Origin of the sequence: Sphingobacterium sp. SGR-19 (genome assembly GCF_011043555.1) — a bacterium.
Lineage (GTDB): Bacteria > Bacteroidota > Bacteroidia > Sphingobacteriales > Sphingobacteriaceae > Sphingobacterium.
Genome location: NZ_JAAKGS010000001.1, coordinates 584,679 through 605,586 on the forward strand (window position 1 = coordinate 584,679; position 20,908 = coordinate 605,586).

The following is a 20,908-nucleotide window of genomic DNA, read 5'->3' on the forward strand; positions in this document are numbered from 1 at the left end:
GATACACTGGATCTATTTATACCCAAGATCCCTTTTGTAGAAATTGGTAAAACAATGTATCTGTCGCCGTCTGTCAAACAAATTCAATTGAAAGGCGACTTTAAAAATCTAGCCTTTCCAGTCGGTGCTTTCTTTGATGTCCGAGTAAGCGATACCGACGCCAGACGATATAGCGTCGCGCAGATAAACGAGGAAAAGGACAATTTAGAACTTATCGTCCATCTGCATGGAAAAGGTTGCGGGAGCGACTATTCATGGAATAAAAGGAATACCCCGTACGAGAATCAGTACAGAAAACCAAATAACCATAAAGGAATTTTGTGGTGGAAACCGTGCGTTATATCATCTGACACGATATAGGCATTATCCAGCCCTTTGACTTGCTTTTCTGTCTTATCTTTCCCACCTATTTCAAAGGTATATTGATTATTCACCGTAAAATCTCCTTGTTCCGCGTAATTGAGTTCGTAAGCGTACCCCACTTGATTCGCAAAAAAGGTTTCACGCAAATTTCCCCGATTGGCATTCTCCTGCGCCAGCAAATATAGGAGGTTCGTGTTTTCCAGATAGATTTTAGATGGTTTTTGTAGTAGGCTAATTCCTTCGCTAGATCTGAAGAGATTACGTGTTAATTCAATTTCATCCAAATAATGCAAATAAGACAATAGCGTACTTCTATTAATCCCAATCTTTTCGCTCAATTTACTCACGTTAGGGATAAAAGGTACTGATTCTGCAATAACCGTTAACAGCTGTTTAATTTTAGCCACATAGGCTAGGTCAATTTGGCGCAATAACGGCAGTTCAATCTCCAGCATCATATTCAAAACCTCTCCCAAGCGCATAAAATAAAGATCCGATTCTGCACCCGATGCGCTGAATTATTCTCTTAACAATTTTCTTGATTCCTCAAAAAAGAGATAGCCTTTTTAGCCAAACCAAATAGATATTGATTTAATTGATTTTGTTCCTGTTCAGTCATTAACTTTTGTTGTTTTAATTTACTTAAAATCTTTGTTTATCTAATTTAATCTCAAAATAACAAACATCTGCATTGTGGTAATGAGAAGGAAGATTCGCAAAGTCTTTCAGCTTTTCAATACCTAAAAAATTAAAACCACAATTTTGGTAATGTTGAATCAACCCTTTATTTTCACCACAAGTATCCATACGGATATATTTTTTGTCTTTGGCGAAATCTTTTGACCAATCCACGATGATCTTTACGAAATTATTACCTCTAAAATTCGGGTTTGTGGCTATTCTATGAATATAAAGAGAAGATACTCCATCGTCATTTTTCCAGATTTCCGGGTCGCTGTATGTAATTGCCCAAATGCAGGCAATTTTTCCATCAATCAACAGTTTAAATTGTCGATTATCAATTACTTCCTCTTCTATTAATGCTTCATCAAATTGTGGCCATTGGTTTTCAGGAAACTTTTCACGCTGCACAGAGGTGGCTAATTTATAAAGTTTAAATATTTCCGGTATATCGTTTTTCGTACTATTTACTATTTCCATAATGTGTTACTACTATACTGTTGAGCCTAAATCACTTTCGTTTGAGTTACCTTCTATTTGCAATAATAGTGTCAGAGTTTATATTCTCTTGTCTCTTATAAAAATCATTCATAAAATCACTCCCCCAGTTTTCCATCATATCAACAAGGGGTAAAAGCGATTCGCCTACTTCAGTTAAAAAATATTCAGCCTTGGGAGGAAGTACCGGATAAATAACTTTTCTAACAACACCATATGCCTCCAACTCTTTAAGTTGTAAGTTCAAAACTCTTTTGCTCGCGAGCGGATGTTTCTTTGCGAGTTCACTCGGTCTTCGTATTCCTTGGTTGATAGAATCAATTAAGCAGGGCTTCCATTTACCTCCAATAACCTCAAAAGTAATGGTCATGCCACAACTAAAATCTTTCGGTATTTTTTTCTCGTACATATCTATACTACTTAATGGAATAAATTTACAACATATTTCTTATTCAGTACCATAGGGATAATATTATCCCTATAACAATATTTTTTCACTTATTTTTTCACGTGTATAACGTAAGTACATTTGCTCATAATTAATCACTAAAATTAAAAAAAATGGAATTCTCAAATAGAGACAAAGCTGAAGCTATACAAAATAGCATTGAAACTGAAACTTTGGCGGAAATAGGGTTGATCAGTCCTACCTCCTATAAACAACACAATCCAAATGTAGCAACGGGCTTACAAGCAATTTTGGACTTGCATGATCAAATGCCCATGGATAAAGTTTACACAAATGTAGTCCGTAAGTTTCAAGACGGTGATTATGGATTTGTTCACGTAGACTATTTCCTTTTTGAACCCACCGTCGCTTTTGATATACACCGTTTTGAAAACGGAATAAGTGTTGAACATTGGGATAATCTTCAAACAAATCCGAAAAAGCTGAATAAAAGCGGAAGGACAATGACCGACGGAAAGACTAAGGCAAAAGATCATCATAAAACGGAGGTTAACAAAGCACTTGTTGAAGAGTTTGTTCAAAAAGTCCTTATTAATGGACAAATCGAGTTGATTTCAAATTATTTTAATGGAGACGAATTGATTCAACATAATCCACATATGGACGATGGAGTACACGAATTTCTTAATGTGTTGCAACAATGGAGTATCGAGGGTAAACCGCAAATTTACAATAAAATACATAAAGTGCTTGGAGAGGGAAACTTTGTCTTGGTGTTAAGTGATGGTACTTTTAAAGGAGATCATGTTGCCTTTTACGATTTGTATAGAGTTGAAGAAGATAAAATTATAGAACATTGGGATGTCGTTGAAAAAATACCTGAACCCGAAAAACAAAAAAATGATAATGGTAAATTCTAAGGAAGATAGACGTTACAGAATAATTAGTACGCTTTTTGTGGTTCTGCCGACAACGTTTTTAATGTCCTTTTTATCAAGTATTACTAAAGAAGTTTTAACGAAAAATTGGATTAATGAGCTTTTTAAATCATGGCTTATTTCAATTCCTGTTGTTTATGCTTGCGTAATAGTTCTATTGCCTCTTGCTAATAGAATTACAAGCAAGCTTTTAGATAGAAAAGTACAATCATAAAAAAAGTGTTCCTGAAAATATGTATCTTTTCGGGAACTCTTTTTTTTAGCTACCACAACTATTTGGCAATTATTTTTAGTGCTATTTGTAAGTAAATGTGTGTTCTTTTTCTTTACTTTTATTTGACATAGCAACTTGTATCATACGTATGGATGGCTGAATTCCTTACAAAAGATGAGTCTGTATCTTTCAATAAAATGCATGCCAGTGAAAAAACATCTGTAGCACGACACAAATTGCCTTATGGTAGTCTAATATCCTTGCTTTCCACGAGGAATCCTTTCCAGAAGAAATAATACACTCATCGTTATTGAGCATAATCTAGATGTAATTGCTCAAGCCGATTGGATAATAGATATCGGGCCAGGAGCAGGTAAATATGGTGGTGAGGTTGTGTTTTCTGGAAATATTTCAGACTTGTTGAAAGATCGTATTTCCATTACAGCAGTAAGCTTGCTGAAGTATTATTATCGTCTCTAATCTCATATTCCACGAGCTCATTTCTTGGTTTCCCAGTTGTTCGAGAAACTCGAAGTTGTCTTTACGAAAAAACGATTTTGCAAACTGCCAGATATCGAAGTTCATGCTTTTTTTGAATGCTTACCTCAAATTACGACTTTATCCATCTATAATAGAAAATCACAAAAACCTCAGTTTTATAACCGTTTTTCATTTTATACAATTATTTTTCATAAATTTGTATTAATTAAAATTCATAAGAAGATATGAAAAATAATTATTTTTCACAAAATATAACCGTTTTTCATGGACGGTCTGCTCCCGAAGAGGGGTATCTGGCCGGATATGCGGCTCTACTTAATGCCTTTGATCTGCAATTACCGCTACCGGATGTGCTGAGCATCATAAGCCATAAGCATAAGCACTATACAACGCCGCAGTGGCGTATCTTCACGCCACGTCACCAACCGGAAGATACACTCATGGGGCACTTAACTTTTGCCCTTAAATATGAAGGCGTAGAACTAGGACTTTTAAAGAAGCTCTTTGAAAAAGTCCCTGAGCATGAGCTTACCAAAGTTATTGCAAGGGAACGTACGGGGCAATACAGCAGAAAGATATGGTTCCTTTATGAATGGCTGATGGACAGGCAGCTAAATTTGCCCGATCTGACTACGGGTAACTACGTCGAAGTGGTCGATACCAGTATCCAATATGGAGTTGTCCGAACAATGGAAAACTCGAAAAGACACCGGGTGCGTAACAACCTGCCCGGAACTAAGGACTTTTGTCCGATGATTCGAAGAACAGCTGTACTTGACGAGTTTATCCATGCGGATTTACCTGAACGTATCCAGACGATTATGGGGCGGATTCATCCGGATATCATGGCCAGAACAGCCGCCTTTCTGTTGTTGAAAGATTCGAAGGCATCCTATGCCATAGAAGGAGAAAAGCCACCGCAGAACAGAGCACAGCGTTGGGGAAGGGCGATTGGACAGGCCGGACAAAAACCGATAGGCACCGATGAGCTGATCCGCCTGCAACAGGTTGTAATCGACAATCCGCGCTTTACCAAAATGGGTTATCGTGAGCAGGAAGGGTTTGTTGGCGAACACGACCGTCTTTACGGAACACCTATTCCCGATCATATTTCTGCGAAATGGAAAGATGTGCAGCAACTGGTGAACGGATTGATCTTAACAGGAGACAAACTAGAACAGGAAGCGGAATTTGATGCAGTTTTGGCCGCTGCTATGATCGCGTTTGGGTTTGTATTTATCCACCCCTTTGTGGATGGCAACGGAAGAATACACCGTTACCTCATGCACCATGTACTGCTACGAAAGGAGTATGTTCCAAAAGGTATGATATTTCCGGTGTCATCCATTATACTGGAACGTTTGGATGAATACCGCCGAACGCTAGAAGCGTTTTCCATACCAAGGCTGGATTTTGTAGAGTGGCGTCCAGACGGCAAGAACAATGTGCATATTCTCAATGAAACAATTGACCTATACCGGTATTTTGATGCTACTAAACAAGCAGAGTTTCTATACAGCTGTGTCATGCAAACCATTGAGCAAACCTTCCCCGAAGAGGTTGACTATCTGGAAAAATATGATCAGATGAAAGACTATTTAGACAACGTGTTTGAAATGCCCGATAAAATGGTGGCCTTGGCGGTGCGTTTCTTAGAACAGGGAAACGGAAAATTTTCCGAACGGGCGAAGAACAAAGAATTTCAAGAATTAAGCGCTGATGAAGCTACACAGATAGAGCATAAATATCAGGAAATTTTTGGCATTAAATCCAGTTAAGGAACAAACATCAAAAAATGAAACACCAGTTGTTAAAAGTGATGTCTATTCCTCAGGAACCTGGCATTCCAGTTGATCTCCGCCATCAGGCTACGGGTAAAGCCAACGTTGACGTACAAAAAAGCTTTCGCGGATACTGCCACACAGAAGCAAAGTGTACTTTCATCCTTATAACGGAACATTTATTGTTAGTTATGTTCAATAGTCAACAAATATGAAACACATTCGCGTCACAAATGCACGTCAAAATAACCTGAAAAATATCTCTTTACAGATACCCAAAAATAAGATAACCGTATTTACAGGTGTGTCCGGTTCGGGTAAATCGTCATTAGTATTTGAGACAATAGGCGCTGAAGCACAAAGACAATTCAACGAAACACAGGGGAGCTTTATCCGAAACCGCCTGCAGCACATTGGCATCCCAGACGTGGATAAAATTGACAACTTAAATGTTCCTATTATTATTAACCAAAAGAGATTAGGAGGAAATGCGAGGTCGACCGTCGGAACAGCCACCGATGTGTATGCGTCTTTAAGGTTACTTTTTTCTCGTATGGGAAGCCCATTCGTAGGCTATTCAAATGTCTTTTCATTTAATAACCCTTTAGGAATGTGTAAAGAGTGTGAAGGGCTAGGTTTTGTTCAAACCGTCCGTATAGACACCCTCATAGACAAGCATAAGTCTTTAAACGAGGGTGCGATAATGTTTCCGACTTTTCAACCCGGTGGGTGGCGCTTAACGAGATATACGTTATCAGGTTATTTTGACAATGACAAAAAACTTGAAGATTATACGAAGGAGGAATGGAATATACTTTTGAACGCTACCGAACACAAACCGAAGAACCCTAATAAAGAGTGGGGAAAAACGGTCAAGTATGAGGGTATAATCCCTCGAATTGAAAAAGCATTTCTAAAGAAACAGTCAAAGGAAATTATTAGTCGAAAAGAAGTTTTAAAAAATATTGTTATCACCAAAACTTGTCCTCTATGTAATGGACAAAGGTTGGATGACAAAATTTTATCCTGTAAAATAAATGGAAAAAACATTGCCGACTGTGCATCTCTTTCGGTAGACGAGCTCTTGGAATTTATTGGTTCTTTGCATTCGTCGTCCTTTGCGATAATTCTCGACGAACTAAAAAAGAAACTTCAAAACATCGTTCAGATAGGCTTACAATATTTGACATTGGATAGAAGGACAGACACCTTGTCGGGTGGGGAAAGTCAGCGCATAAAAATGGTGAGGAACCTTGGAAACAGCCTTACCGATTTACTCTATATTTTTGACGAACCCAGTATCGGACTCCATCCAAAGGATTTGCAGAATATTTCTTCAATCATTAAGCAAATACGGGATAAAGGCAATACGGTCTTAATTGTTGAACACGATCCTGATTTAATCAAGATTGCTGACTGGGTTATTGACATGGGACCTCAATCAGGAAAGAAAGGTGGAGAAGTTATCTATGAGGGTACATTTGACCAATTGAAACATTCAACAGGAAAAACCGGTGTATACTTTGCAAAAACACCTAAAATCAAGAAAAATCCAAGGTTTGCTAAAGGATATTTACAGATCCAAAACGCTAATCTGTATAATTTAAAAAATATAGATACAGTGATTCCGAAGAAGGTAATGACAGTCGTTACGGGAGTTGCAGGTTCAGGAAAAAGTACATTGATCAGCAAATTACTACCTAAATTTTATCCAGAAACCACGATAATTGACCAATCGCTATTTGCTGCAAGCATACGCTCCAATCTACTCACCTATCTGGGGTTGTCCGATGCTATAAGAAAACTGCTTTCAACGGTAAACCAAGTATCCGACCGGTTTTTTAGTAGAAATAGTGAAGGAGCTTGCGAAAACTGTAAAGGAATTGGCGTTGTAAAAATCGACCTCGCATTTATGGATGATATTGACCAACCCTGCGAAGTCTGCGGAGGATCTGGTTTCAAACCGCAGGTTTTAACCTATCAATACAACAACAAAAATATCGTTGACATCATGGATATGACCGTAGAAGAAGCCATTGATTTTTTTCCTGATAAACGCTATCAGCAATCTTTTGATACGTTGCTCCAGTTAGGTTTAGGGTATCTTACATTGGGGCAAAGGCTGAGTAGTTTTTCCGGTGGCGAAAGACAACGATTGAAATTAACCAAAGAACTGAAGAACTCCAATAAAATAATCGTTCTTGATGAACCAAGCACAGGTTTACATCCAAGCGACACCGAAAAGCTATTAAATTTTATGGATTGTCTGGTTGACAACAATAATACACTCATCGTTATTGAGCATAATCTCGATGTAATTGCTCAAGCCGATTGGATAATAGATATCGGGCCAGGAGCAGGTAAATATGGTGGTGAGGTTGTATTTTCTGGGAATGTTTCAGATTTATTGAAAGATCCTAATTCCGTTACAGCCGACTGTTTACGGCGGCATATTAATTTATAATCTGCATAGACCAACTTTAATCTCCCTTGTATTAATTGGATTGGATTATTTCCACACTTTTATCTTTTGCATCTTCGGCATTCGTTGGATAATCAGGTTGAACGCCTCTTTGTTCCCAGTTGGTCTTTGTTATTTCATTGATAGGAGAGGCAGTAGAGATCGAAATGCGAAGATTATGGGGCAGTGGAAAAAACGAATTCATATTGGCAGCTCCCGCTGATGTCTCTCCTACTACCACGGCCTTTTTATGGGCTTGTAAGGTATAGGTAAAATATTCTGCTGCAGAAGCTGTCTTGTTATCGATAAGGATGTATAACGGCGTACCTAACCTGAGCTTCCCGTACACGAGGTCGGAGGTGTAGTTCGGAGCGGGATGCAAGGTACTATCACCGAAAAAAGTTGTTGACAGCAATGTGGGTGGCCCATCGAAATAATGATTCAGAATGTATTCCATAATGCCTGGATAACCACCACCATTTCCCCGCAAGTCGATAATAAGTGCATCTGTATTTTCTACGAGTTTCATTGCAGCTACAGCCGTTTGCATGGCACGCTGCGGATGCATAAACTCCGTGATTTTTATAAAACCTACATTATTTTCTAATATCTGCACTTCCCGAAAGCCATAGTTCGAACGGATTTCCCGCTCCAATTCCTGTTTCTCCCAATCTTTTACATCTTTTTTAACCGTATCGTTAGTGCTTAAATAGCGTACATATAAATGCCCATCATTACTGATCGATTTCAAATCGTGCGAAAGTATCCCAGCGAGACTATCGGGATTCGTTATTGCATCATATTTGCCACTTTTTACTTTCTGCTCAAATTCTGATACAATTCTTCCTTTACTTTCCTGAAAAACATAATGTTCATTGATCAGATTTTCGATTTGATTGGTGATTAGCTTGATGTCCTTTTTTGTTAAAATTTGTCCATTCGTGTTTTGAAACCATAAGATCAATACGATGAGCGGCGCGATTAATTTAATGATCATAACTTGCTATTATTTCATAAAGATACTCAAGATTATAAAATGGAACGTTACAAAAAACAATAAAAATAAACTCTCTAATTTTTCAAAAAATATCTATATGGTCAAAAAATGTACAAATAGACATGTTTTAAATGGTTTATTTTTACTTTTTTTGACTAAATAAGAAAATAAAGTAGATGATAAACAAGATACCAAAGTTGTTAGTGAAATCAACTTCACATTTGTTCCTTCTTCTGTTTACGCTTACAATATTGGGGAAGTTACTTTAAGAATGAAAAATGGATAATAGAATTTCTTATGTTTTAAAACGGCAATTTTATCGGCGCCAGCAGTACCACTTGTAACGCGCGGCTTATTTTATTGATTATCTATCTCATTTTCTGATATTTAAAAGTTAATTTTGCGTGAATTAAATTCATTTTGGATGAACTTAGTTCGTGCATTTTAATAAAAACTTCTCCTTTTTCCATCATGGCTGCAAGCTGCTTGTAGAGCGGGATGTACGCTTTTTTTTGGATTGCCGGATTTCAAATTCATGATTTTTTTTGAAATATTTCTTTGTTTTTCCAACTAAAATACTCCCGCTGTCCTTGGTGAAACCACCCAATGCTTGTTGTTTTATGTTTATCACATATTGTTTTAACAGCAGAGCCTATTCCCTCGCTGTGAAACAAAAGTGGTGTGAGCAGGAAGATTTTAACGGAAAACGACGACAGATGGGCACATTTGGGCACAAATGGGCGCTATGACGACAACGTTAATTAGTTGAATTGAAAAGAACTGAATAAAAGATGCAATAGCCCTCAGTCTGAGATATATGCACGGTATTCCTTAGGTTTTATCAATTATAATTTGTAACTTGTCTACTATCAGGGCATATGTCTATTTGATCGTTATTTTGGGCATCAACAGCCTCTACTTTTCATTATCTCTATTTCAACTTTGGATAAACACATCATTTTACAGTTTCCCAATGCACAAGCAAAGGAACTAACGGTCAACTATAGCGAGGAAGAACTACATGATTGCTACATTATCAAGTGTCAAGTTAAATGTGAACCACCCAAGCCCTCGTGGTTGCAACTTTCAAAATTTATTTTTACTTCCATAAAAACCGATGGGCTTTACAGCCTTTTGTTCGAAGAAAGGAAATACAACAAGAACCTCCAGACTTTGTTATTTATGGACGAGGTTTATGCAACGATCATGCGGAAGTCAAATTATGGGGTAAAACGGTAATAGTAACGTAAGAAAAGAGCTTCTTAGAAAATGTAGCTCACTTTCATGCCCTCTGAAACTATTCTTCGCTGTACTTGTTCCTTTAAGCAAAAGGCTTAAAATCAAGCTTTGCCGTTATTGGCACGCGCAGCTTATGTTTGCTGCGTCCTTGTATAGGTCACGACCCATGATGCGCCCACTATGAAACTGATCGATGATTTTATAAAATATTACGACCCCGACTATTACCAACGGCAATCGCAAGCTATCGCCGAGCAAATTGAAGATCAACTTTTTAGGAGGGGAATCAAAGCGATCGTTACCTTTAGGGCTAAAAAAAAAGACAGGCTAAGAGATAAACTGATCAAGCGAAACGCTGATAAACACTATTACTCTAAGGAGGATATCCTAGAAGATGTCGTTGACCTGGCGGGTGTACGTGTGTCCTTATATTTCCCTTCAGAACGGGACATCATCGACGAAATAATCACCGATATATTCAACGTTGAAAAGAAAAAAATATTTCCAACCGAAGCGCATACCCCCAAACACGCGAAGCGATTTTCAGGTTATTGGGCGACCCATTATAGGATCAGGTTTTCGGGGGAAATCAGAGAGAAACAAAACAGAGACATCATCGCAGAAATCCAAGTTGCTTCGGTTTTAATGCATGCGTGGTCCGAAGTTGAACACGATCTGGTCTATAAACCCTACTCTGGCAACCTATCAAAGGAAGAGTTATCTATATTGGATGAGATAAATGGCATGGTATTGAGCGGGGAAATCGCTTTGGAAAGATTGCAGTCTGCCATGGCGGAACGTACGAAACGGAAGAGTGACATTACCAACAAGTACGAGTTAACCAATTTTCTGGTCAGTGCTTTTGACAAAAAGCATAAAAATAAAATCAAAATTGGTGACACCTCCCTGCTAAACAATTATCTGAGCACCATAAAAAAGTTAGATACTGATCAATTCATTGAATTCATCAATGATATCGATGTCAGTTCTAAAGATTCGGCGACCGACCAGTTACTGAATATGTTGTTGTTTAATTACCGGGTAGGTCTTAGGACTTACTTTAAAAACCTTGGCATTGCCTACCATAAAATATCCAGCTGTGAAGCGTATATTTTGTGTTGGGTAAAGCTGGAGAACAATGTAGCGGAACTATATTTCCCTGAAGAAACAGAACGTAAGAAGACGGCGTTCGATGTTCTTAAAATAATACAGCACCAGGGCCGTTTAACCAAGGGAGAAATGGCGGCACTCGAACGGTCGAGAAAACTACGTAACGATATCCTACACGGCGTTCACATACCCTCCAAAAAAAGTCTGGAAAACAGCTTGTCAGAGCTCATGGATCTATCGCAGAAGGTTACAAGCAAGTTTCAGAGCTCTTCAGCACCGGCAAGCTCATAAGTAACCTTCGGACGTCTAGCTAATCGGCCCGGACATGTGCTTCAGCACGAGCACGTGTGACTTAAATGCCTGCCTGAAAGATCGAAATTCGAGGTATTTCACCTGGAATTCGTCACATGTTTGTTGCACAATCTTATTGATAGCTGGATAATGAACATGGCTTATTTTTGGAAAGAGGTGATGCTCGACCTGAAAATTCAACCCACCCAGCAGCCAAGTAAGTATCCTGTTTTTTGTGGCAAAATTGGCCGTCGATTGGAGTTGATGGATCATCCATTCTTCTTCTACCTTATCGGCTTCAATGGTTTTAAATTCCGTTTCTGAAACAACATGTGCTAGTTGAAAAACGGTCGCTAAACAAACTCCGCACACCATTCCGGCAACCAGCAGACCTATCAATGTCGGTAACCACCCTATCACCATCACGGGCACGACAACGAATATTACTAAATGGAAGGTCTTACTCACCCAAAAAATAATTTTTTCCCTTAACGGAAAAGGGAATTTATCGGAATCCCTACCGAGTCTCTGGCGGAAATACTTTTCATAATCCTGAAAGAAAATCCAGGCCAGATAGGACAGGCCATACAGCATGATAAAATAGAATTGCTGATATTTATGATGTTTACGTAGCTGCTGATCATGGTGGATACGCATGAATTTGATCTCGATATCGTGGTCCTCCCCGTCGATATTGGTGTAGGTATGGTGTGCGATATTGTGTTTCAGTTTCCAGAAATAAATATTGCCCCCTACCAGGTTCAAGGTATATGAAAGAAGCGTATTCACTTTCTTGCTGCGGGAGAACGAGTTATGCCCGGCATCGTGCATAATGTTAAATCCAATTGCTGCCAGATTAATTCCCAGGATTACACACAAGAGCGTGCCGACAGCCCAGTGTGGTTGCACGACCACCAATAACGTATATATTATCGACAATGAAACCAAGAGAATAACAGCCTTCAGTATGATCCTCCAATCCCCCGTCCTTAGCTTCCCCTGCGCGCCGAAGTACGTGTTGACCCGCATTTTAAGCGATTTTGAAAATAGTGTATTTACATTGTTAAATTTTGTTGTTGTTTTCATATGCTGTAATGTTATTAAAAAACGGTTGACGGCATAGCCGTCAACCTGTTATTTCTTTTTTTTACTGAAGACATTATCAACGGTGTCCTTGGACGGGCTGTCTTTTTCTTTTTGGTAGGAAGACTGTGTCTTCTCTTTTGTGCTTTTAGTCTTTTTTTGATCTTTGCTCATGATGTATATTTTTTAGTTTACTAACGTTATTATGTCAACTCGCGCGGCGTGCTTGCTCGACGATAGACATGAAGGCATCCAATCGGCGCCCTGTTGCCTGTTTAATCTAGAGATATTACGTGCTTTAAAGAGAAGGTTGCTTGTCGGTAAACCAGCAAAAATTTCAGGATAAAACAGTATGTTTTATTTTCATATCGGACTCGCGAAAGGGATTTAAATTAATGCGAATCTTTATTTTTAAAGATACGAATAATAGTTGATATTCAAAGGATTAAAGCTAGAAAGTTTCGGAAGTCTTTTTCTTTTGAATGTATCCGTCCATAATTAACCTGGCCATTAAGTAACTAAGTGTCGATTCCGCCCCCTGATTGATATTGACAACCTTTTCTTCCAGACCGTCGAAGCATCCACCTGTAACCGGATTATAGACGTGCTGCCTGATATGGTTCCTACCAAGAAACCACTCGAATGATGTGACCAGCATTTCCCGATATCGGTTATCGTGGTCTATACGGTAAAAACGATCAAGCGCTATAATGGTGTATGCGACATCTATGGGCTGCTCCCCTCCCCTGCAATTATTCCGGGGTTTTCCTCGATGTGCCCACCCCTTGTTTGTAACAACATGTATTTCGTCATCTGCCATCACCTGGCCTAACAGAAACTCGAACGATTTATAGGCAATGATCTTATATTCCGGTTTTCCTGTAATTTCATAGGCACAGAGCATCGCCTCGGGGATGCAGCTGTTGCCATAGGTTAGGTAAGGCTCATACCAATGCCACCCGTCCCTGCTTTCGTGTCCGAACATCGCAGCCAGTCGAGCGGCCAGCATATCCAGTTGGGCATGATAGCTCCGATCTGCTACACAGCTCAACCCTTTCATTATAAAAGCCATGGATCTTGTTGAATAGTAGCGTAAAAAATTAACCGAGGCGCGCTCCATCAAATCGCCGGCAATCTTGGTGAACGCTTCCGGCAGTAGCTGCGCCATCCCCAACAGCTCACCCAACGCCCAAATGGCGCGACCATTTGCATCTTCCAGATTTTCCTGTTCGTTCTGTTCGGTAAAACGCCCCTGCTTATCCACATAGTTTAGAAAGGTGCCATCTTCCTGCAGGCATCGGGCAATGAAATACAGATATGTTTGGATCAAGGCCAGGTCTTCATCTGCCTGATAGGATTTATAATGGTGCAGTATCGCTATTAGTGCTCGCGCGTTGTCATCAAGTGCGTAACCGCTTTCCAGGTCTGGCGAACTTATATCAGCAAACTGTACCATCCCGATGTCTGTCGTCATGCGGAGAACATGGTCAAGGTTAACCGGTGGCAGGGAATAAATAACCTTCCTCCCCCCTCCGATAAGATCTTCAAATAGTTCCATATGCGCTATGGCAACATTAGGCCACGAGGTGGCCACGGTTTTTTGTATATTGATATGCCGGATCCTGTCCAAGCGTACTGTGTCGTCCAGTATCTGATTGACTGCGCTGGCCAGTTGCAGGGGTGCGTTAAAATCTATTATAATCCCCATATCTTCCTTTAACACTTCACATACATGTGGTATCGGTGTCGACACGATCGGGCATCCAGAGCTCAATGCATAGGCAAATGTACCGCTTACGGCTTGTAATGGATCTTTGGAGGTAAAAAGGTAGACATCTGTCACCAAAAGGTACGAAAGTAGATCCTCCGTTGATAGAAAATGATTGACGAACCGTACATTCTCTGCGATCCCATAGGTATCGACCAATTCTTCAAGTACGAGACGGTACCGTTCGCCTTCGGATTGAAATAAGGTTGGATGTGTCACCCCTAAAATAAGAAAAATGACCTCTGGCGCCTTTTCTATAATTTTGGGCAACGCTTCCAGGGTTGTTTCGATGCTTTTGCCGGGACCTAGCAGACCGAAGGTGCTGAGTACCTTTCTCCCTTTAAGGTCAAATCGCTCGCGTATCTCATTCTTGTCCGTCGCCGGGGTCAGGTGCGTACCGTGCTGGATGACAATGACCTTATCGGGATTGATCTGATAGTCGCTAGTAAGAATATCCGCGGAATGGTAGGTCATTACGACGAGCTTAGCGCACGCCTCCGCTATAGCGTTTACCTCCTTGAAGAGTTTTTTATCAGGACACGGCAATACAGTATGGAAGGTTACAATAACATGCTTTTCTATCTGGGAGAGCCATTCCTGAAATCTCTCGCTTTGGCCTCGGAAGAGTCCGAATTCATGCTGAATGAAGACCAGGTCAATTTTATCGGACCGGTTAAGATAGGCCAGCAAGATCCCGAAAGAGTCGTCATCGGATATATTGAGCACGTGATCACTCATGAAATCATATGAAAGCCTTTCATCGTCATTTTCTATTGGTATAGGGACGTGGGAATAGGCCTGTAGAAACTGATCAGAAATTGCCGTCATCAGATCTGTAGTATATGCTGCTATGCCACAGGCACGTGGCGGAAAAGTGGACAGGAATACTATTTCCCGTTTTGTTCTTGGTGTCATATATGTTTTTGAATAGATGTGAAATCTTCGCGCACCGGCGTCCTTATCCCGCAAAGTATGGGCAGTTAGGACGTTGCATAAATAAGTAGGCAAAGAACATTAAGTACGGATAGTAAGTGCGGTTCCCTTGCACTGCATTGAACGGAGAGTGATCGTGGAGCACGTACCGTAACGATCGGAAACGCTCAACTTTTATGGAGACCACCATCTTTCGGAAATGGTGTTTGAATTTGCAAATTAATTAAATATCCAAAACATTACATTAACGTATATAAATGTACGACAAATAATTTAATTAAATATTATTTACAAGATTGTTACGTGTGGATGACATAGAAGCACTACGGTTGTTAGTCGTTTCGGTTAAAAATTGTGGTGCCAGTAAGGAAATCAGTGCAGGCAAAAAGTCGGTAGTGCTCCGGAGGTCTACGCTGTGCCTGTTTTCCATAAAAACCCCCGAAGCGCTTCGGGGGTTTTTGTTTATCGTCTGCGCCGTCTACCCTGCAGCAAACGACTCGTCAAGTAACTCACCGCTGCACCGACCACGGCCATTAGCGCCGTGTGTGCAAGGTTACTCCAGTCGAAGCTGTTCCAAACCGAGCAGATCGTACCGCCGAGGGTACCCAGCTGCACATTACTCAGCGGCCTCATCATTTCCCTCCTTTCCTTCCGTTTTTGGTTTGTCGCTATCATCCTGTATCACCTGTTCGATAATACCTAACCCTACGGCAATGTATTTCAATACATTCAATGTCTTCGCCGGCAATTTTATTGGCGCCAGCAGTACCACCTGTACCGCTTGGCTTATTTTCCTTATTATCTATCTCATTTCCTGTTATTTATAAGTTCATTTTGCATGAACTCAGTTCATTCTGCGTGAACTTAGTTCGTTCTGCATGAACTTAGTTCGTGAATTTTTACAAACACATCTCCTTTTTCCATCATCGCTGCAAGCCGCTTGTAGAGCGGGATGTAGGCCTTTCTCGATTGTCGGATTTCAAATTCATGCATTTTCTTGAAATATTTCTTTGTTTTTCCAACTAAAAGACACCCCGCCGTGTCGGAGAAATTATTGCCCATGTGGATATAGATGTAGGAGAAGTTCAGAACATCCATCAGCTGTATCATAACCTTAGGGCCCGTTCACTCGTCATGGCAAAAAATGGTCGGAGTCGGAAAATTTTAACGGAAAACGACGACAAAAAAGCACTAATGGGCCCAAAAGGGCACTAACGACGACGACAATAATTAGTTGAAAATAATTTGTTATATTTGTATCGGTATGAAAAAGCAAGAGATCAAAAAAGAAACAATCGTCAAATCAGTATCTAAAATGATTGCTGATAAGGAATCCGTGCGTTCATACATGAAGGGAAAAACCTCTCTTAAAGAACTGAATAAAAAAGGTATTAAGTTTGCAAAGCCATTATAACTACGTTTTTGACGACATTACCAGTACGTACAATTTCGTAACCAAAAACAGCATTTTATATAGAGTTGCTTTCGTCGTGGACGAATCTTTTTCGTCTATCTCTGGCGAAGAGATACAAAATGTCTATCAATTAATAGTGGAAAAAGCAAGTGAAGAACTTGAGCCTTTTGATGCAAAAGTTTCTAGAACTATCCAAAATATCATTCAGAGATTCTTTCAACAAACAGAAAACTCCCTTATTTACATATGCTCGGATGACGACCAAAAATCAAAAATACGCCATGAAATTTTTAGCCGATGGTATAAATACTCCAAGTATCAAGAGGATATTATAAAGCTCGACAACATTATAAAAGTTGATATACATTTAACATCTCCTCAAATCCTATACACGTCTATGATGTTTCATAAAAAAAATACCCAGTACGAGAAGCTCATCTCTATCTACAACCAAGTAGAAAAGGTTTTAAACGAAGATAAATAAGTAATTGGAACACTAACAACGACGACAACAAACAGCTAAGCCCCCCTGTTGTATAAAACATAGTGATAGCATTGGCGAGACGAAACTTATTTTGCCTTGATGAGTTCTCGGTGAGACATTCCCCACTGCAATAATTTTTCAGCAACAGGAACAAAAGACTTACCGTATTCCGTAATAGCATATTCTACCGTTATAGGTGCAGTAGTATGTACAATACGTTCGACAAGTTTATTCATTTCCAAATCCTTCAATTCTTTGGATAGCATTTTACCCGAAATGCCGGGAATTCCTCTGACAATCTCCATAAAGAAATTTTTTTCTTTCACTTTTATGGTCAGGTAAAGCAAAATCATCAGTTTCCACTTTCCGCCCCAAATTTCAATGCTATCTCTTAAAGCCAACATGGCTTCATTACATTGTTCAGCAGACACATTTCTTCTTGATTTAACCTTCATTATTTATAAGATTACAAAATTTCACTTAGTTACCAGTAGTTAATCCATGACAAATTTACACTAAAAATTCATGACCTTTAAAAAAACAAATAAAATGACAATTACAATTTTTGGAGCCACAGGGCGCATGCAACATCTACTCGTGCAACAAGCTCTTGACACAGGACACAAGGTAATCGGTTATGCCCGGACACCTTCGAAAATGACTATTCAACACCCTAACTTAACCCTTATAAAAGGCACCATGCTTGATAAAACAGCAATAGAAGCGGCCATAGAAGGCAGTGATGTGGTCATAGAGACAGTAGGCTGTGTAAGCGAAGGGACAAAACTCATCATTCAAGCTATGAAAAAATTTAAGGTAAAACGCCTCGTTGTGGTTTCCACTTCAAATGCAAAAGACAGCAAAGACCTGCCTGATAAAAAATTTGCGCTACTCCTAGGTATGACAAGAGGCGTATTGAAACTCTTGGGATTATTCAACCGCCAGTACCGCAACGCCGTTTCAGAACTTCGTAAGATCGCCGAAATTGTTCGAAATTCGGATTTGGATTGGACGCTCGTCAGAGTTGCAGGTTTAAATAATAAGGCCCGGTCTAACCATGTCAAGTCAGGATATTTAGGTCAGGGCAGGCTTAGTTTTACTACTTCTCGCGCAGATATGGCCGACTTTCTGCTACAACAGGTCACAGACAGCACATACATCAAACAGGCCCCTGCTATTAGTAGCTAAACTCGTACAGGTGATCGAAGCCTATGTCCATACCCGTGCGTTATGGTTTTTCCATAAAACCACCCGTAGCATACGCTACAGGTGGTTTCGTTATGGAGCAATAAAACGTAGATTAACGTCGTCTCCTCCTACCCTGCAGCAAACGGCTGGTTAAGTAACTGACCGCCGCACCCACCACGGCCATCAAAGCCGTATGTGCAAGGTTACTCCAGTCGAAGCTGTTCCAAACCGAGCAGATCGTACCGCCGAGGGTACCCAGTTGCACATTACTCAGCGGCCTCATCATTTCCCTCCTTTCCTTCCGTTTTTCGCTCAGTATCCTCATCCTGTATCACCTGTTCGATAATACCTAACCCTACAGCAACGTATTTCAATACATTCAATGCCTTCGCTGGCAATTTTATCGGTGCCAGCAGTACCACCTGTACCGCTTGGCTTATTTTTCTTATTATCTGTCTCATTTTATGCTATTTATAAGTTCATTCTGCGTGAACTCAGTTCGTGAATTTTTACAAACACATCTCCTTTTTCCATCATCGCTGCAAGCCGCTTGTAGAGCGGGATGTAGGCCTTTCTCGATTGTCGGATTTCAAATTCATGCATTTTCTTGAAATATTTCTTTGTTTTTCCAACTAAAAGACACCCCGCCGTGTCGGCGAAATTATTACCCATGTGGATATAGATGTAGGAGAAGTTCGGAACATCCATCAGCTGTATCATCCCCTTATGAAAATCGGGAAATAACCGGTGATACCGCGCGTGCATACCACCATAGCGTCGGAATGCCAATTTGTAGCGACCTGCAGGAATGGCGGTACTCCCTTTGATCTTCTCATCCCGAACCGAATCTTCCAGTACATAACAGACCTGTTCGCCATCGATGTAGAGAACAGACAGGGTACTGTTTTTCCCCTGCCTGCTGCGTTTTACATGGATCTCCATCCGCTAACGCACGACGTGTGACACCATCTCCGACCAATCCGAGCGGCCGTAGCCGTTCACTGCCCGCACCCGCACGCCATAGCGCTGATAAGGTATCAACGGGGCGATGATATTGAGCCTTGACGAGCTCGTCGTGTATGATTCTCCCCATTCATCCGGTAAGCCATGTGCGTCGATCTGGCACAATTGGTATTCGTACAATTTGGCCGACTGATTTTTGTCGAAATCCAATCGCATCTGTCCTTTCTGCCGTCCGTCACCCACGGTAATCCCTGTCACTGGCAACGGCACATCATCCTTCTGCGGTAAACTTGATACCGCAAACCCCGAACTCAATAGTTTCGGCAGATCGCCATCAGCTGTCTGTGTCACGTAGAATGCCAAGCGCTTCAGCATCTGCTCCGTCGCTTTCCTAGCCTGGTTCTTCGCGGCTGTATCCTCCGGACTGCCGCGTCGTTTTGCCATGGATAGCTTCTGCTCATAATCATTAAGAACTTCCGTCACCGCTTCCAATGTTGGTTCCGGTGTTTCAAAGTTGGCGTTGCCCGTCATGGCAAGCAGCACCGTTTTTCCTTTGACCAATACGGTTTCATCGCTGTCCTTGGTGAAACCGCCCAATGCTTGTTGTTTTATGTTCATCACATAATGTTTTAGCAGCAGGGCCCATTCCCTCGCTGTGGCAACAAAAGTGGTCTGAGCCGGAAAATTTTAACGGAAAATGACGACAGATGGGCACATTTGGGCACAAATGGGCACTAATGACGACGACAACAGCGTCAGCAACCCGAACGGAAATGTCCTGTCGGCGGACGGAAGTATCCTATCGATGGGCGGAAGTATCACGTCGTCGTACGCCGACGTTGTTTCGTTGCCCTACCTGATCAAGCTCCTGTCTATCTTTTTCATATCGGTGTACGGGACAACAATTTCGTTGCCCAACGCATACATGTTTCCGTATGCCGAGAATGCTTTAGCGCACAGAAGTTGCTTCCAGGCACACAGGGAAATGAGCATGATGGACGGAAGTATCATCTCGGTACAGGGAACCATGAATATTCCATACAGGGAGACAAACATGAAAGGCAACTAAATTGCCTCGACGTGTGAATATATCGCTGCCCCATACGAAAGAAGCGTGCCGTAGTCCGGCATATGGTTCTAGTCGTACGCCGCCAAGACGCCGGCGTACGGAAAAACAAAGGGGAAGCACGATGATAGATGTACCTCCCCTTGCGCGATTAAAGCGTCTAAAGCTGTTTACGTATTAACGCTTGCCTTTGCGCTTGCTTTCCTCGAAAGCACGGTCAAGATCTGATTCGGTAAAGAAATGTCGGGTTCCCATTATCCGCGGCACCAAGATACCGCGGTCTACCCAACGGGTATAGGTACTATCTTTAATGTTCAGCTTATGCATCACTTCCTTTCGGGTTAATAGTAAGTGCATTTCATCCGGTTTCGGAGCAGCCGTACAGTTTTGCGGTAACTCCACATCAATATGCAGTGCTTTTAAGATGGCCAATAAGATGGCACATTGTACGCATTTACGTGGCTCGTGGCCACAAGTATCATTGTTCATTATAAATCGTGTTATAAGGTTAGGATTATCGTGTCTT

At 40.8% G+C, this 20,908-nt stretch carries 26 protein-coding genes; 10 read left to right on the forward strand and 16 right to left on the reverse strand.

Going from position 1 to position 20,908, the window contains the following annotated elements; translation table 11 throughout:
* Nucleotides 1–54: 54 nt before the first annotated feature.
* A complete protein-coding gene (locus tag G5B43_RS19670) occupies nt 55–360 on the forward strand; it encodes an FAD-binding oxidoreductase (RefSeq protein WP_410528475.1) in 306 nt (101 codons plus the stop codon).
* Here the strand turns inward: G5B43_RS19670 and G5B43_RS02585 are convergent.
* The 3 genes from G5B43_RS02585 to G5B43_RS02595 all read right to left on the reverse strand — a co-directional run bounded on the left by G5B43_RS02585 (nt 285) and on the right by G5B43_RS02595 (nt 1,951).
* The gene (locus G5B43_RS02585; RefSeq protein WP_165293139.1) at nt 285–821 is read right to left on the reverse strand and encodes an ATP-binding protein; all 537 of its coding nucleotides are present in this window, start codon (nt 819–821) and stop codon (nt 285–287) included. The two genes, G5B43_RS19670 and G5B43_RS02585, sit on opposite strands and share 76 nt — an antisense overlap.
* Nucleotides 822–1,005: 184 nt before the next feature.
* Entirely contained in the window at nt 1,006–1,524 is a 519-nt protein-coding gene (locus G5B43_RS02590; RefSeq protein ID WP_165293140.1) for a GNAT family N-acetyltransferase, read from the reverse strand.
* 46 nt (nt 1,525–1,570) lie between these two features.
* Complete coding sequence (locus G5B43_RS02595) at nt 1,571–1,951, reverse strand: winged helix-turn-helix transcriptional regulator (RefSeq protein WP_165293141.1); 381 nt, start codon at nt 1,949–1,951, stop codon at nt 1,571–1,573.
* Between the two features lie 152 nt (nt 1,952–2,103).
* Between G5B43_RS02595 and G5B43_RS02600 the strand changes: the two genes are divergently transcribed.
* The 4 genes from G5B43_RS02600 (at nt 2,104) to G5B43_RS02615 (ending at nt 7,849) form a co-directional block, all read left to right on the forward strand.
* Entirely contained in the window at nt 2,104–2,871 is a 768-nt protein-coding gene (locus tag G5B43_RS02600; RefSeq protein WP_165293142.1) for a hypothetical protein, read from the forward strand.
* The gene (locus tag G5B43_RS02605) at nt 2,858–3,103 is read left to right on the forward strand and encodes a DUF2798 domain-containing protein (protein WP_165293143.1); all 246 of its coding nucleotides are present in this window, start codon (nt 2,858–2,860) and stop codon (nt 3,101–3,103) included. The genes G5B43_RS02600 and G5B43_RS02605 overlap by 14 nt, the downstream gene beginning before the upstream one ends.
* 725 nt (nt 3,104–3,828) lie before the next feature.
* On the forward strand, nt 3,829–5,382 hold the full coding sequence (locus G5B43_RS02610) for a Fic family protein (RefSeq protein ID WP_165293144.1): 1,554 nt from the start codon (nt 3,829–3,831) through the stop codon (nt 5,380–5,382).
* Between the two features lie 214 nt (nt 5,383–5,596).
* The gene (locus G5B43_RS02615; RefSeq protein ID WP_165293145.1) at nt 5,597–7,849 is read left to right on the forward strand and encodes an ATP-binding cassette domain-containing protein; all 2,253 of its coding nucleotides are present in this window, start codon (nt 5,597–5,599) and stop codon (nt 7,847–7,849) included.
* A 31-nt stretch (nt 7,850–7,880) separates the two neighbouring features.
* Here the strand turns inward: G5B43_RS02615 and G5B43_RS02620 are convergent, their stop codons facing one another.
* Nucleotides 7,881–8,843: a S41 family peptidase gene (locus G5B43_RS02620; protein ID WP_165293146.1), complete on the reverse strand. Its 963-nt coding sequence runs from the start codon at nt 8,841–8,843 to the stop codon at nt 7,881–7,883.
* A gap of 1,419 nt (nt 8,844–10,262) precedes the next feature.
* Here G5B43_RS02620 and G5B43_RS02625 point away from each other — a divergent pair.
* Complete coding sequence (locus tag G5B43_RS02625) at nt 10,263–11,483, forward strand: RelA/SpoT domain-containing protein (protein ID WP_165293147.1); 1,221 nt, start codon at nt 10,263–10,265, stop codon at nt 11,481–11,483.
* A gap of 15 nt (nt 11,484–11,498) precedes the next feature.
* Here G5B43_RS02625 and G5B43_RS02630 read toward each other — a convergent pair whose 3' ends face one another.
* The 6 genes from G5B43_RS02630 to G5B43_RS02650 form a co-directional block, all read right to left on the reverse strand.
* Entirely contained in the window at nt 11,499–12,569 is a 1,071-nt protein-coding gene (locus tag G5B43_RS02630) for a fatty acid desaturase family protein (protein ID WP_165293148.1), read from the reverse strand.
* Between the two features lie 48 nt (nt 12,570–12,617).
* Entirely contained in the window at nt 12,618–12,740 is a 123-nt protein-coding gene (locus tag G5B43_RS19475) for a hypothetical protein (RefSeq protein ID WP_262887149.1), read from the reverse strand.
* Between the two features lie 277 nt (nt 12,741–13,017).
* Nucleotides 13,018–15,249, reverse strand: coding sequence for a glycosyltransferase (locus G5B43_RS02635; RefSeq protein ID WP_165293149.1), 2,232 nt, complete (start codon nt 15,247–15,249; stop codon nt 13,018–13,020).
* 480 nt (nt 15,250–15,729) lie between these two features.
* The gene (locus tag G5B43_RS02640) at nt 15,730–15,903 is read right to left on the reverse strand and encodes a hypothetical protein (RefSeq protein ID WP_165293150.1); all 174 of its coding nucleotides are present in this window, start codon (nt 15,901–15,903) and stop codon (nt 15,730–15,732) included.
* Nucleotides 15,884–16,039, reverse strand: coding sequence for a hypothetical protein (locus tag G5B43_RS02645; RefSeq protein ID WP_165293151.1), 156 nt, complete (start codon nt 16,037–16,039; stop codon nt 15,884–15,886). The genes G5B43_RS02640 and G5B43_RS02645 overlap by 20 nt, the downstream gene beginning before the upstream one ends.
* Before the next feature lie 92 nt (nt 16,040–16,131).
* Entirely contained in the window at nt 16,132–16,377 is a 246-nt protein-coding gene (locus tag G5B43_RS02650) for a DUF5675 family protein (protein ID WP_165293152.1), read from the reverse strand.
* A 154-nt stretch (nt 16,378–16,531) separates the two neighbouring features.
* Here G5B43_RS02650 and G5B43_RS02655 point away from each other — a divergent pair, with 154 nt between their 5' ends.
* On the forward strand, nt 16,532–16,681 hold the full coding sequence (locus G5B43_RS02655) for a hypothetical protein (RefSeq protein ID WP_165293153.1): 150 nt from the start codon (nt 16,532–16,534) through the stop codon (nt 16,679–16,681).
* Nucleotides 16,682–16,817: 136 nt separating this feature from the next.
* Nucleotides 16,818–17,165, forward strand: coding sequence for a DUF6169 family protein (locus G5B43_RS19675; RefSeq protein WP_410528476.1), 348 nt, complete (start codon nt 16,818–16,820; stop codon nt 17,163–17,165).
* An 86-nt stretch (nt 17,166–17,251) separates the two neighbouring features.
* Here G5B43_RS19675 and G5B43_RS02660 read toward each other — a convergent pair whose 3' ends face one another.
* The gene (locus tag G5B43_RS02660; RefSeq protein ID WP_148918941.1) at nt 17,252–17,620 is read right to left on the reverse strand and encodes a winged helix-turn-helix transcriptional regulator; all 369 of its coding nucleotides are present in this window, start codon (nt 17,618–17,620) and stop codon (nt 17,252–17,254) included.
* A gap of 70 nt (nt 17,621–17,690) precedes the next feature.
* Between G5B43_RS02660 and G5B43_RS02665 the strand changes: the two genes are divergently transcribed.
* Nucleotides 17,691–18,353: an NAD(P)-dependent oxidoreductase gene (locus tag G5B43_RS02665; RefSeq protein ID WP_148918942.1), complete on the forward strand. Its 663-nt coding sequence runs from the start codon at nt 17,691–17,693 to the stop codon at nt 18,351–18,353.
* Nucleotides 18,354–18,465: 112 nt separating this feature from the next.
* Here the strand turns inward: G5B43_RS02665 and G5B43_RS02670 are convergent, their stop codons facing one another.
* From G5B43_RS02670 to G5B43_RS02685, 4 genes are read right to left on the reverse strand one after another with little or no spacing between them, the layout of a single operon-like run.
* Complete coding sequence (locus G5B43_RS02670; RefSeq protein ID WP_165293150.1) at nt 18,466–18,639, reverse strand: hypothetical protein; 174 nt, start codon at nt 18,637–18,639, stop codon at nt 18,466–18,468.
* Nucleotides 18,620–18,814: a hypothetical protein gene (locus tag G5B43_RS02675; RefSeq protein WP_165293154.1), complete on the reverse strand. Its 195-nt coding sequence runs from the start codon at nt 18,812–18,814 to the stop codon at nt 18,620–18,622. Before G5B43_RS02675 ends, G5B43_RS02670 begins: the two co-directional genes overlap by 20 nt.
* Nucleotides 18,815–18,824: 10 nt before the next feature.
* Nucleotides 18,825–19,295, reverse strand: a complete 471-nt coding sequence (locus G5B43_RS02680) for a DUF5675 family protein (RefSeq protein WP_165293155.1) — start codon at nt 19,293–19,295, stop codon at nt 18,825–18,827.
* Between the two features lie 3 nt (nt 19,296–19,298).
* Nucleotides 19,299–19,760 (reverse strand): fibronectin type III domain-containing protein, encoded by a 462-nt coding sequence (locus G5B43_RS02685; protein ID WP_165293156.1) that lies wholly within the window; start codon nt 19,758–19,760, stop codon nt 19,299–19,301.
* 253 nt (nt 19,761–20,013) lie between these two features.
* On the opposite strand from G5B43_RS02685, the gene G5B43_RS02690 reads away from it, so the two are divergent.
* On the forward strand, nt 20,014–20,385 hold the full coding sequence (locus G5B43_RS02690) for a hypothetical protein (RefSeq protein WP_165293157.1): 372 nt from the start codon (nt 20,014–20,016) through the stop codon (nt 20,383–20,385).
* Between the two features lie 174 nt (nt 20,386–20,559).
* Here the strand turns inward: G5B43_RS02690 and G5B43_RS02695 are convergent, their stop codons facing one another.
* Complete coding sequence (locus G5B43_RS02695; protein ID WP_165293158.1) at nt 20,560–20,871, reverse strand: helix-turn-helix domain-containing protein; 312 nt, start codon at nt 20,869–20,871, stop codon at nt 20,560–20,562.
* Nucleotides 20,872–20,908: the final 37 nt, after the last annotated feature.